This is a genomic window from Micromonospora sp. NPDC049049 (assembly GCF_040649115.1).
In the GTDB taxonomy this organism is placed as follows: Bacteria; Actinomycetota; Actinomycetes; order Mycobacteriales; family Micromonosporaceae; genus Micromonospora.
Genome location: NZ_JBEZEX010000007.1, coordinates 1 through 11,783 on the forward strand (window position 1 = coordinate 1; position 11,783 = coordinate 11,783).

Here is an 11,783-nt window from a genome sequence, read left to right on the forward strand (position 1 = left end):
TTCTTCTTTTGGGGGGGGGGTTTGGTCAACCACACCCCCTCCCTGCCGGTGGGGGCCCCCGGGGGGGCCCCCCCCCGGGGGGGGGGGGGGGGGCCCCCCCCCCCCCCCCACGACAGGGTGGTGCGTCGTGGTCAGCCGCCGACTCGGGCCACGCCGACCGGGCAGCTCAGCCCGTTCGGGCCGTGGTTGCAGTACCCGTTCGGGTTCTTGGTCGGCGCGAGGTACTGCTGGTGGTAGTCCTCGGCGAAGTAGTAGCTGCCGAGCGGGGCGATCTCAGTGGTGATCGCACCCTTGCCGGCCCGCGTCACGATCGGCTGGAACGCGTCGCGGGACGACTCCGCGATGGTCCGCTGTTCGTCGGTGGTCGTGTAGATCGCCGAGCGGTACTGCGTGCCCACGTCGTTGCCCTGGCGCATGCCCTGGGTCGGGTCGTGGTTCTCCCAGAAGACCTTCAGCAGATCCTCGTAGTTGATCTTGCTGGGGTCGTACACCACCTGGACGACCTCGGCGTGCCCGGTCCGGCCGGAACACGTCTCCTCGTACGTCGGGTTCTTGGTGATGCCACCCGCGTAGCCGGCGGAGGTGGTGTAGACGCCGGGAAGCGTCCAGAACAGCCGTTCGGCACCCCAGAAACAGCCCATGCCGAAGACCGCGACCTGGAGGCCCTCAGGGAACGGGCCCTGCAACGGGGTGCCCAGCACCTCGTGGCGGTCGGCGACCGGCATGGCGATCGGACGGCCCGGCAGGGCCTGGTCGGGCGAGACCATATCGGCGTTCATGCGGCGCAAAAACACGGTGGGGATCTCCTCTCGTACCTCTCCCAGCGTGTAACACCGGAGGGTCCAGCTTCCTTACCCGCGTGACCGTCAGTCAGGCCCCGCCGGGCAGTGCTGCCGCGATCCGGTCCGCGTACGTCTGGGCCTCGGTGTCGTCGTCGTACCTCGTGCGCGGCCAGAAGAAGCCCCGCAACCCGTCGCCCTTGGTGCGCGGGACCACGTGGGTGTGCAGGTGGGGCACCGATTGGGACACCTTGTTGTTCATCGCCACGAACGTCCCACCGGCGCCGAGGGCGGTCTCCACCGCCACCGCCAGCCGCTGAACCATGGCGAAGTAGGCGGGCAGCAGGTCGGCCGGCAACTCCGCCAGGGTCACCAGGTGCGGCCGGGGCACCACCAGAACATGCCCCTTGAACACCGGCCGGGTGTCCAGGAACGCCACCCCGTCCGGGGTGTCGGCCACCCGGAACGCCGGCACCTCGCCCGTCACGATCCCGCAGAACACGCAACCGCTCATCGGGCCAGGTTATGCCGGCGGCCTCGCGGGTCACGGCGCCCCCCGCGCCTGAACCGGCTGTGGTAGTCATCTACGTGAATGAATGAGCGCGGGACGATCCCGGCCGTCGGCGTCCGCGTCGATGCTCTGAGAGGACGAAGCTTGCAGATCAGAAGAGGTCTCACCCTGGTGCTGGCGGCGCTGACCGCCGGGCTGCTCACCGGCGCGGCCCCGGGCCACGCCCAGGCGGCCGCCGCGCAGACCGCCACCCCACTGCCGCTGAACACGGTGGCCGACGTGGTGTCGGCCGGTGACCGGGTCTTCGTCAGCGGTGGCAGGTCCGCCACCGATGTCGTGGTGACCAGCGCGACAGGCACTGTGGTCGGCACGCTGTCGGGCCTGCCCGGCCCCACCGACCTGCTGCTCAGCGCCGACCGGCGGACCCTCTACGTGGCGCTGCCGACCGCCAACGCCATCGCCGCCTTCGACACCGGCTCGCTGGTCGAGTCGGCCCGGTACGACACCGGCGCGGGCGAGTGCCCGTCGTCGCTGGCGTTGACCGGCCGGTACCTGTGGTTCGGCTACGGCTGTGACCAGTGGGGCGGCAACATCGGCCAGATCGACCTGGGGCGCCAGCCGGCCCGGGTGACGACGGGGATGGCCACCACCCAGGACTTCTACGGCGCTCCGCTGCTGGCCGCCGCCAGTCAGAACCGATCGGTGCTGCTGGCCGGGCAGGTGTCGTTGAGCCCGGCGTCGGTCTACGCGTACGCGCTCGGAGCCGGGGGAGCGCTCACCCTGCTGCGGGTCAACGAGTGGACGGTGATCGGCAGCAACCTGCAGGACATCGCCCTCGACCCGACCGGCACCACCCTCTACACCGCGGCCGGCGCCCCGTACGTGGTGCAGGCGTTTCCGTTCGCCGACATCACCACCCCCTCGGCGATCTTCCCCACCGGCGCCTACCCGACCGCCGTCGAGCCGTCCCGCGACGGCACCAGGATCGCCGCCGCGGCGGACACCTCGTACCTGTTCGTCTATCAGCCTGACGGAACCGAACTGACCCGCTTCGTGCTGGGAGGCGGTGAGCTGACCCCGGGTGGGCTGGCCTGGTCGCCGAACGGTGCACGGCTCTACGCGCTCTCCTACGACTGGACCGGGCGGAACCAGGCCACCCTGCACGTCCTGCCCGTACCGGCCGGCTGACCGACCGTCGGCCCCTGGCTGGCACGTGGGGGCCGGGCCGGAAGGTCCGGCCCCCACCGGGAGCGCGGGTTCCGTTCCAGCCCTCGGGACGGGGCACTAGCCTCACCAGAATGAGTCACGGCTTCGAGACGCTCGCCATCCACGCCGGTCAGGACCCCGAGGCCCGCACCGGCGCGGTGATACCACCGATCTACCAGACCAGCACGTACGCCCAGGACGCCGTCGGCGCACCTCGCCTCGGCTACGAGTACAGCCGCTCCGGCAACCCGACCCGTGACGCGCTCCAGGAGTGCCTGGCGGCGTTGGAGGGCGGGCCGGTCGGTCTCGCCTTCGCCAGTGGCCTCGCGGCGGAGGACACCCTGCTGCGGGCCGTGTGCCAGCCCGGTGACCACGTGGTGATCCCGGACGACGCGTACGGCGGCACGTACCGGCTCTTCGCCCGGGTCGCGCGGCGCTGGGGCCTGGAGTTCAGCCCGGCCAAGGTCTCCGACCCGGACGCGGTCCGGGCGGCGGTGCAGCCCGGCCGCACGAAGATCGTCTGGGTGGAGACGCCGACCAATCCGCTGCTCGGCATCGCCGACATCGCCGCCCTGGCCGCCGTGGCACATGACGCGGGCGCCCTGCTGGTGGTGGACAACACCTTCGCCTCGCCGTACCTCCAGCAGCCGATCGCCTTCGGCGCGGACGTGGTGGTGCACTCGACCACCAAGTACGTCGGCGGGCACTCCGACGTGGTCGGTGGCGCCCTCGTCGTCGCCGACGCCGGACTCGGCGAGGAGTTGCGCTACCACCAGAACGCGATGGGCGCGATCAACGGGCCGTTCGACGCCTGGCTCACCCTGCGCGGCATCAAGACCCTCGGGGTACGCATGGATCGGCACTGCGACAACGCCGAGCGGCTCGCCGCGTACCTCGACGGTCACGCCAAGGTCGCCCAGGTGCTCTATCCGGGGCTGCCCTCGCACCCCGGTCACGAGGTCGCCGCCAAGCAGATGCGCCGGTTCGGCGGCATGATCTCGTTCCGCGCCGCCGGTGGTGAGGACCACGCCGTCGAGATCTGCAACCGGGCCAAGCTCTTCGTGCTCGCCGAGTCGCTGGGTGGTGTGGAATCCCTGATCGAGCACCCGGGTCGGATGACACACGCAAGTGCTGCCGGCTCGCCGCTTGAAGTTCCCGGCGATCTCGTGCGACTGTCTGTCGGCATCGAGACGGTCGACGACCTACTCGCCGATCTGGAGCAGGCGCTGGGCTGACCGCTGGGGAAGGATGGCCGTGCAGGACATCATGGCGACCTGGGTCGGAGCGACCGCCAAGCAGATCGCCCGGGGCGTACGTCGAGGTGACGTCTCGGCGACCCAGGTCGTCGCCGACCACCTTGAGTACATCTCCCGAGCCGACCGTGAGCTGGCCGCGTTCCGCGCCGTTCGCGGCGGTGAGGCGATCACCGAGGCGGAGAAGGTCGACGAGCAGGAGGACCTGGCCAACCTGCCGCTGGCCGGGGTTCCGGTGGCGGTCAAGGAGAACACACCGGTCGCCGGCCTGCCCACCTGGAACGGGTCGGCCGCCGCCCGCACCGACGTGTCGGAGGCCGACCACGAGGTGGTGCGTCGGCTGCGCGGCGCCGGCGCGGTGATCCTCGGCGTGACCCGAATGCCGGAGCTGGGGCTGTGGGCGCTCACCGACGACGACAGCGCGGTGACCCGTAACCCGTGGGACAGCACGCGTACCCCCGGTGGGTCCTCCGGTGGTGCCGCCGCAGCGGTCGCGGCCGGACTGGTGCCGATGGCGCACGCGAACGACGGTCTCGGCTCGATCCGGATTCCGGCGGCCTGCTGCGGCCTCGTCGGGCTCAAGCCGGGTCGGGGCGTGGTCCCCTGCCAGCTCGGGGCGGACGACTGGTTCGGCCTCACCGAGCACGGCATGTTGACCAGCACGGTCGCCGACGCGGCTGTCGGCTTCTCGGTGCTCGCCGGCCGGCGTCCCGAGAAGCTGGTCCCCCCGCAGCGGCTGCGGGTGGGTGTCTCGCTGCGCTCCCCGGTGCGTGGTGTCGCACCGGACGCGCCCAACCGCGACGCGGTCGCCGCCGCCGGTCGGCTCCTCGCCGCCGCCGGGCACGACACCGTGCCCGCCGATCCGGTCTACCCGACCGCTCTCGGCCTCCAGGGCATCGCCACCTGGTTCGCCGCTGCCGCAACCGACGTCCGGGCCTCCGGTCTGGACCGGCGTGGGCTGCAACGGCGTACCCGGCGACACGTCGCACTCGGCGAGTGGGCGCAGCGTCGCGGCTACGTGCGGGAGGCGGACCGGGCCGCCTGGCGGCAACGGTCCGTCGACTTCTTCACCAACCACTCGGTCGACCTGCTCCTCACCCCGGCGCTGGCCAGCGCGCCACCGGAGGCGGCCCGCTGGTCGGAGCGGTCCTGGCGGGCGAACATGACAGCCAACATCCGGTACGCCCCGTACGCCGCACCCTGGAACATCGCCGGCCTGCCGGCGGTCGTCGTGCCGGTCGGACGCCGCCCCGACGGTCTGCCGGTCGCCGTGCAGCTGGTCGGTCCGCCCGGCTCGGAGCTGCTGCTGCTCGGTGTGGCCGGGCAGTTCGAGATGGCCGCCCCGTGGACGCGCCACGCCCCCGGTTATCCCCGCGTCGAGACGGGGTCGACGGCCACCGCGTGATCGTCTCCGGCACGCCTCGCACCGGTGTCGCCGCAGGGTGCCCCGGGGGCGAATGGCACGATCGGGGCATGACGGAACTGGTCGGTCTCGACGACGTGCGGGCCGCACGGGAGTTGCTCGCTGGCGTCACCCGCACCACCCCGCTGGAGCCCTCCCGGCCGCTCAGCGCGGCTCTGGGCGGGCCGACGTGGCTCAAGTGCGAGAACGTGCAGCGCGCCGGCTCGTACAAGGTGCGGGGCGCGTACGTGCGGATCTCCCGGTTGTCGGCCGCGGAGCGGGAGCGTGGGGTGGTCGCGGCGAGCGCGGGCAACCACGCGCAGGGCGTGGCTCTCGCCGCCGGCCTGGTCGGCACGCACGCCACCGTCTTCATGCCGGTCAACGCGCCGCTGCCGAAGGTGGCCGCCACGAAGGGGTACGGCGCGCAGGTCGAGTTGGCCGGGAACACGGTCGACGAGTCGCTGGTCGCGGCGCACACGTACGCCGAGCGCACCGGAGCGGTGCTGATCCACCCGTTCGACCACCCTGATGTGATCGCCGGGCAGGGCACTGTGGCGCTGGAGATCCTCGAACAGTGCCCGGAGGTAAAGACGATCATCACCGGGGTGGGTGGCGGCGGTCTGATCTCGGGCATGGCGGTGGCCGCCAAGGCGTTGCGCCCGGACGTCCGGATCATCGGCGTGCAGGCGGCCGGAGCGGCGGCGTTCCCGCCCTCACTGGTGGCCGGGGAACCGGTCCGGCTGCCCATCTTCTCCACCATCGCCGACGGCATCGCGGTCGGCCGGCCGGGCGAGATCACCTTCAACCACGTGCGCAAGCTGGTCGACGAGATCGTCACGGTCTCCGAGGAGGACATCTCCCGGGCCCTGCTGATGCTGCTGGAGCGGGGCAAGCAGGTGGTCGAGCCGGCCGGTGCGGTCGGTGTGGCCGCGCTGCTGGCCGGTGTGGTCGAGGTGGAGACGCCGGTGGTCGCGGTGCTCTCCGGCGGCAACATCGACCCGCTGCTGATGATGCGGGTGATCGAGCACGGGTTGGCCGCGGCGGGCCGCTACCTGCGGGTGACCGTGCGCTGTTCGGACCGGCCGGGGCAGCTCGCGTCGCTGCTCAGCCAGATCGCCGAGCACCGGGCCAACGTGGTGGACGTGGAACACCAGCGGGCCAACCCGCACCTCAGCCTCGGCGAGGTGGAGGTGGCGCTGTCGGTGGAAACCCGTGGTGTCGAGCACTCGGACACCCTGATCAGCGCCCTGCGGGCCAGCGGCTACCAGGTGGTCTTCGCGGCCGAGGCGTGACACCTGTGGGTGCCACGCCTCGGATGCGCAGTGTGTCGGCAGCGGGGTGCCGGCGTCGGTCGACCCGGTCGGAAGCGGGTGACGCGATCGGTGACGGTCAGCCGGAGAACGGCTCGAAGCTGACCACTGTCACCTTGATGTCGGCGCCGCTGGGGGCCGTGTAGGTGCAGGTCTGCCCGGCGCGGCCGCCCAGGATCGCCTTGCCCAGCGCGGACTCGGGGCTGTAGACGGTCAGGTCGGTGGTGGCGGCGATCTCCCGGGAACCGAGCAGGAAGGTCTCGGTGTCGTTCGTGTCGTCGTCGAAGTAGATCGTCACCACCATGCCGGGCGACACCGCGTCCGCCGTCGGCGCCGCGCCGACCTTCGCGGTGCGCAGCAGCTCCTGGAGGTAGCGGATGCGGCCCTCGGCCTTGCCCTGCTCCTCGCGGGCGGCGTGGTAGCCGCCGTTCTCCTTCAGGTCGCCCTCCTCGCGCCGAGCGTTGATCTCGGCTGCGATCACCGGGCGGTTGGCGATGTGCTCGTCGAGCTCGGCCTGGAGGCGGTCGTACGCGTCCTGGGACAGCCAGGTGGCGGGCGCCTCGTTGCCAGTGGACACAGGCGTTCTCCTCAGTTGTGCGTGGCTGGCTGACAGGTGAACTACCAAGTTACCAGTGCGGTACGACACAGCGTGTCGGCCATCACCGCCGGTGTCCGGATCACACACCGGGGGTGAACGCCCCGTCAGCCCCGATTCTGGTGCTGTTTGGGCAGCTCAGGAGGGTGCTCGGCAGCGCAGCACCTCACCGATGAACGGCCGCGCGGTGGTCGTCAGGCGGTGCCGGGTCGTGACGTGCCGATCCCCGGGGTCGGCGGTGACGGTGACCTCTTCGCGGCCGACCTCGGCGCCGGCACGGTCCCGGGCACGCAGCACGCAGACCGCTGACCCACCGGACGGGACCGTCACCCGAAAGTCGACGAGCACCTGCTTGTCCGTGATGTCGGTGTAGGTGATCACCTGGGCGTCGTAGACCGGGTCGCCGTACTGGCGGTAGAGCCGGACCGAGATCACGGTCAGCGTCGCGACGAGCGCGAACAGCGCCAGCGCGGCCATCAGCGTACGGCGGCGCTTTCCGCCCGGTGCCCGACGGCGGCCGTAGCGTCCGGCCGGGAATACCGGCGCGCCTGGTGAAATTGTGGCGTGCGTCTCGGTCACCGGCGGGTATCTCCTGGCGTTGTTGTCGGCGGCATCGGCAAGAATGACAGAGCCCCATCCTCCCACCCGGTCCAGCGGCAGGAATGGCAGGTCATGCCCGGCGCTGGTGGCCGGTGACAGGGTGCGGTGAGGAAAGACCCCGGCAGGTCAGCCGGTCGAGCCCGGTCGGGTCCACCGTCCGGCACAGACGAGGAGCGCCGAAGTTGGCAGAGCAACTGCGTCTCATGGCCGTGCACGCGCACCCGGACGACGAGTCGAGCAAGGGCGCGGCGACGACGGCGAAATATGTCGCTCAGGGGGTGGACGTCCTGGTCGTGACGTGCACCGGTGGCGAGCGCGGGAGCGTGCTCAACCCCAAGCTCGACCGACCCGACGTGTGGGCGAACATCGGCGAGATCCGGCGTGCCGAGATGGACGCCGCGCGGGCGATCCTCGGCGTCGACCAGGCCTGGCTGGGCTTCGTCGACTCGGGTCTGCCCGAGGGCGATCCGCTGCCGCCGCTGCCCGAGGGCTGTTTCGCCCTCCAGGACGTCGAGGTCGCTGCGGGCCCGCTGGTGCGGTTGATGCGCGAGTTCCGTCCGCACGTGGTGACCACGTACGACGAGGAGGGTGGCTACCCGCACCCGGACCACATCATGTGCCACAAGGTGAGCGTGGCCGCGTTCGAGGCCGCCGGTGACCCGGAGCGCTACCCGGAGCTGGGCGCGCCCTGGCAGCCACTGAAGCTCTACTACGACATCGGCTTCTCCAAGGGCAAGATCATGGCCTTGCACGAGGGCATGCTGGCCGCCGGTCTGGAGTCGCCCTACGAGGAGTGGCTCAAGCGGTGGGAGGACCGCCCCGACAAGGGCCCGCGGATCACCACCCGGGTCGAGTGCGCCGAATACTTCCCGGTCCGCGATGACGCGCTGCGCGCCCACGCCACCCAGGTCGACCCGGACGGCTTCTGGTTCCACGTGCCGATGGAGCTTCAGCGGCGCGCCTGGCCGACCGAGGATTACGAGCTGGCGCGCTCGATGGTCGACAGCCCGCTGCCAGAGTCCGACCTCTTCGCCGGGGTGCGGGAGACGGCGCACGCGCGCTGATTCCCGGCAGGGCTACCCTGGTTACCAACCGCACATCGGAGGAACGCCATGCTGACCGCTGCCCAGGTGCTCGCGGAGAACAACTTCGGGGACACCCGCACGGGTGGTCTGGCCGGGCCGATGGGCCTCTTCCTCATCCTGCTGCTGGCCACCGCGACCATTCTGCTGATCCGCAACATGAACGCTCGGCTGCGCCGTCTGCCGGACCGTTTCCCCACGCAGTCCGGGCCGACCGACCCCAGCAGGGCCGATGCGGCAGTCGCCGATCCGACAGACGGGACCGGGGGGCGTGATTCATCCACGCCCGCTCCCAACGGGCACCAGCAGCACCTGAACGGGTAGTCCGCGCGTGAATCACGCCGAACCGGGTGGTCGCCCCCTGTTGCGACCACCCGGTTTGGCTTAGCCTTCCGCCGGGGGGACCAAAAGTCTCCGAGCCGTGTGCGGGAGGGGGCGCCGATGACCAGCACAGCACCGGCCGCCCACCGCGACGTCGGTCGGTCGGCTGACGGGGGAGGTCGATGACCTCCGGTCCGGCCGACGACCCGTTCGATCGGCTCGGGGTGCGTGGCACACCGGGCCGGGTGCTCGTGCTCACCGCCGCCGTCACGCTGACCGCCCTGGCCGCCGCTGCGGTCGGGCTGACCCTCCCGGTCCGGCTGCCGGCCGACGACCCCCTCGGCGGTCCGGCCCGTTTCGGCATCGCCGTCGCCGTCCTGGCCCTCGCCCAGCTCGCCCGGCTGCGATTCCGCTCGGCCGCCGGCATGGTCAGCATCACCTGGGGCGAGGCGGCCCTGATCGTCTGCCTCTACCTGACTCCAGCCGGCTGGCTCCCGTCCGCCACGCTGCTCGGCACCGGGCTGGCCTGGACGCTGCTGTCACTGCACAGCGACCGCCGTCCGGCCCTGGAGATCGTCCGGATCGCCGCTTCGCTGGCCGCCGCGTCCGCACTGGCCGTCTCCGTGACCACCGCGCTCGGGCGGCCCCTGCTCTCGCCACCCACCCCGATCCTGGCGCTGGCCGTGATCGCCGGTTCGGTGACGTACCTCCTGGTGACCGCCTGGCTGGGCGGCGTGACGCTGGGTCTGCGGCACGGGCTGCCGATCGGGCCGCCGCTGCTCGCCGCACTGCGTGGCAAGCTGCTGATGTTCGTCGGCAACGTGGCGGTCGGCCTCGTGGTGGTCGCCCTTCTGGAACTCGACCCGCGCTGGTTGCTGTTGCTACCGCCGCTGCTGTGGCTGTTGCAGCAGACCTACCGTTACCGGCTGCGCTCCGATCAGGAGCGGCGCACCTGGCGTGCCTTCGCCGAGGCCACCGCGGCCCTCAACCAGCTCGACGAGCGGGGCGTGGCCAGCGCGGCGGTCACCGGGGCGCTGACCCTGTTCAACGCCGAGCTGGTGGACGTCGACGTGGCCCGGGCCGACGGCCGGTGGCACCGCTACCGGGGCGACGCCGGCGGTCAACTGGTCGACCGGGAGACCAGCCCGCCGGACCAGTCGGAGCCGGACGAGCACGAGCTGAGCCGGGCGCTGTCGGTCGGCGCCACGCCGGTCGGTCGGCTGCGGGTGCGGTTCCCCCGCTCGGCCCCACCCACGGCCCGGGAACGTGACGCGGTGGCCGCGTTCGGCGACGCCCTCGCCGCCGCTCTGCACGACGCCGCTACCCACCACGAGCTGCGGCTGGTGACAGCCCGTTCGTCGTACGAGGCGGTGCACGACCCGCTCACCGGGCTCGCCAACCGGGCGGCGATGCTGAGCAAGGGCGACCAGTCGCTGCGACAGCTCGGCCACGACCACCCGGTGGCGCTGTTGCTGCTGGACATCAACCAGTTCAAGGAAGTCAACGACACCCTCGGTCACGCGGCGGGTGACCAGCTGCTGCGACTGACCGCGAACCGGCTCAACGCGCTGGTCCGCGCCGGTGACCTGCTCGGTCGACTCGGCGGCGACGAGTTCGCCCTGCTGCTCACGGCGGTGCCGGTGCTCGGCGATCGGGCCGCCCCGATGGCCCACGCGTTGCGTCAGGCCCGCGAGATCGCCGAACGGCTTGCCGCACCGACCGAGGTGGCCGGCGTACGGATGTCCATCGAGGTCTCGGTCGGGGTGGTGGTGGCCGCCGCGGGCACCGCGGACCTGACCGAGCTGCTGCGCCGGGCCGACATCGCGATGTACCAGGCCAAGGAGGGCGGCGGCAACGTCGCCGCGTACGACGGCGCACGGGACGCGGCCAGCACCGACCAGCTCGCCCTGCTGGCCGAGCTGCGTGAGGCGTTGACTGTCGACGATCAGCTGGTGCTGGCGTTGCAGCCGGCTGTCGACCTGGCCACGGGTGCGCCCACCGGGGTGGAGGCGCTGATCCGTTGGCAGCACCCCAGGCGTGGGTGGCTGAACCCGTCCGACTTCATCCGGCCGGTGGAGAACAGCGAGCAGCTCGGCGCCTTCACCCGCTACGTGCTGAACAAGGCGCTCAGCGTGGCCGCCGGTTGGGCCCGGGACGGGCTGGACGTGCCGATCTCGGTCAACCTCTCGGCGCGCAGTCTGCTCGACCCCCGGTTGCCGGCGGAGATCGCCGAGGCGTTGCGCCGCCACCAGGTGCCGCCGCACCGGCTCGTTCTGGAGATCACCGAGACGGTGGTGATGAGCGAGCTGGAGGTCATCGACGAGGTGCTGGCGACGCTCCGGTCGATGGGCGTGCAACTCGCCGTTGACGACTTCGGCACCGGATTCTCGTCACTGACCTTCCTCACCCGGATCGCTGTGGACGAGTTGAAGGTGGACCGTTCCTTCGTCATCCGGATGGCCGACTCGCCGGAGGCCGCGGCGATCGTCCGGACGACCGTCGGCCTCGCTCACGAGTTGGGGTTGCGGGTGGTCGCCGAAGGGGTGGAGACCGCCGAGCAGCGAATGGCCCTGGCCGAGTTGGGCTGCACCTCCGCGCAGGGCTACCACTTCTTCAAGCCCATGCCGGCGGACAAGATCGGCGCGGTGCTGGGGTCGCTGCGCGACTCGGCGGAGTCGAACGTGTTCCGGCTCCGCGCCGACGGCGCGTCCTGACCGTCCGGGT

The 11,783-nt window shown here is 71.6% G+C and carries 11 protein-coding genes; 7 read left to right on the forward strand and 4 right to left on the reverse strand.

The window, feature by feature from the left end:
* Window positions 1–131 precede the first annotated feature (131 nt).
* Both msrA and AB0B68_RS09825 read right to left on the reverse strand, forming a co-directional pair.
* Window positions 132–794 (reverse strand): peptide-methionine (S)-S-oxide reductase MsrA, encoded by a 663-nt coding sequence (gene msrA / locus AB0B68_RS09820; protein ID WP_355005633.1) that lies wholly within the window; start codon window positions 792–794, stop codon window positions 132–134.
* A gap of 76 nt (window positions 795–870) precedes the next feature.
* Window positions 871–1,293, reverse strand: a complete 423-nt coding sequence (locus AB0B68_RS09825; protein WP_357196754.1) for an HIT family protein — start codon at window positions 1,291–1,293, stop codon at window positions 871–873.
* A gap of 141 nt (window positions 1,294–1,434) precedes the next feature.
* Between AB0B68_RS09825 and AB0B68_RS09830 the strand changes: the two genes are divergently transcribed.
* The 4 genes from AB0B68_RS09830 (at window position 1,435) to ilvA (ending at window position 6,443) form a co-directional block, all read left to right on the forward strand.
* Entirely contained in the window at window positions 1,435–2,478 is a 1,044-nt protein-coding gene (locus AB0B68_RS09830) for a hypothetical protein (protein WP_357196757.1), read from the forward strand.
* A gap of 110 nt (window positions 2,479–2,588) precedes the next feature.
* Window positions 2,589–3,731 (forward strand): cystathionine gamma-synthase, encoded by a 1,143-nt coding sequence (locus tag AB0B68_RS09835; protein WP_357259014.1) that lies wholly within the window; start codon window positions 2,589–2,591, stop codon window positions 3,729–3,731.
* 13 nt (window positions 3,732–3,744) lie between these two features.
* Window positions 3,745–5,154, forward strand: coding sequence for an amidase family protein (locus AB0B68_RS09840; protein ID WP_357259017.1), 1,410 nt, complete (start codon window positions 3,745–3,747; stop codon window positions 5,152–5,154).
* A 68-nt stretch (window positions 5,155–5,222) separates the two neighbouring features.
* Window positions 5,223–6,443: a threonine ammonia-lyase gene (gene ilvA, locus AB0B68_RS09845; RefSeq protein WP_357196763.1), complete on the forward strand. Its 1,221-nt coding sequence runs from the start codon at window positions 5,223–5,225 to the stop codon at window positions 6,441–6,443.
* A 97-nt stretch (window positions 6,444–6,540) separates the two neighbouring features.
* On the opposite strand, the gene greA is transcribed toward ilvA, so the two are convergent.
* Together greA and AB0B68_RS09855 are read right to left on the reverse strand one after the other, a co-directional pair.
* Window positions 6,541–7,038, reverse strand: a complete 498-nt coding sequence (gene greA / locus AB0B68_RS09850; protein WP_357196766.1) for a transcription elongation factor GreA — start codon at window positions 7,036–7,038, stop codon at window positions 6,541–6,543.
* Window positions 7,039–7,194: 156 nt separating this feature from the next.
* Window positions 7,195–7,635, reverse strand: coding sequence for a DUF4307 domain-containing protein (locus tag AB0B68_RS09855; protein ID WP_357196770.1), 441 nt, complete (start codon window positions 7,633–7,635; stop codon window positions 7,195–7,197).
* 203 nt (window positions 7,636–7,838) lie between these two features.
* On the opposite strand from AB0B68_RS09855, the gene mca reads away from it, so the two are divergent.
* From mca to AB0B68_RS09870, 3 genes are all read left to right on the forward strand, one after another.
* Window positions 7,839–8,720, forward strand: coding sequence for a mycothiol conjugate amidase Mca (gene mca / locus AB0B68_RS09860; protein ID WP_203126352.1), 882 nt, complete (start codon window positions 7,839–7,841; stop codon window positions 8,718–8,720).
* A 48-nt stretch (window positions 8,721–8,768) separates the two neighbouring features.
* Window positions 8,769–9,062, forward strand: a complete 294-nt coding sequence (locus AB0B68_RS09865) for a hypothetical protein (RefSeq protein WP_357196773.1) — start codon at window positions 8,769–8,771, stop codon at window positions 9,060–9,062.
* A 179-nt stretch (window positions 9,063–9,241) separates the two neighbouring features.
* Entirely contained in the window at window positions 9,242–11,773 is a 2,532-nt protein-coding gene (locus tag AB0B68_RS09870) for a bifunctional diguanylate cyclase/phosphodiesterase (protein ID WP_357259020.1), read from the forward strand.
* Window positions 11,774–11,783 lie beyond the last annotated feature (10 nt).

Coding starts and splice junctions, on each gene's coding strand:
- AB0B68_RS09870 (WP_357259020.1), top strand. CDS start 9,242: ATGACCTCCGGTCCGGCCGACGACCCGTTCGATCGGCTCGGGGTGCGT.
- AB0B68_RS09865 (WP_357196773.1), top strand. CDS start 8,769: ATGCTGACCGCTGCCCAGGTGCTCGCGGAGAACAACTTCGGGGACACC.
- AB0B68_RS09835 (WP_357259014.1), top strand. CDS start 2,589: ATGAGTCACGGCTTCGAGACGCTCGCCATCCACGCCGGTCAGGACCCC.
- ilvA (WP_357196763.1), top strand. CDS start 5,223: ATGACGGAACTGGTCGGTCTCGACGACGTGCGGGCCGCACGGGAGTTG.
- AB0B68_RS09825 (WP_357196754.1), bottom strand. CDS start 1,293: ATGAGCGGTTGCGTGTTCTGCGGGATCGTGACGGGCGAGGTGCCGGCG.
- AB0B68_RS09840 (WP_357259017.1), top strand. CDS start 3,745: ATGGCCGTGCAGGACATCATGGCGACCTGGGTCGGAGCGACCGCCAAG.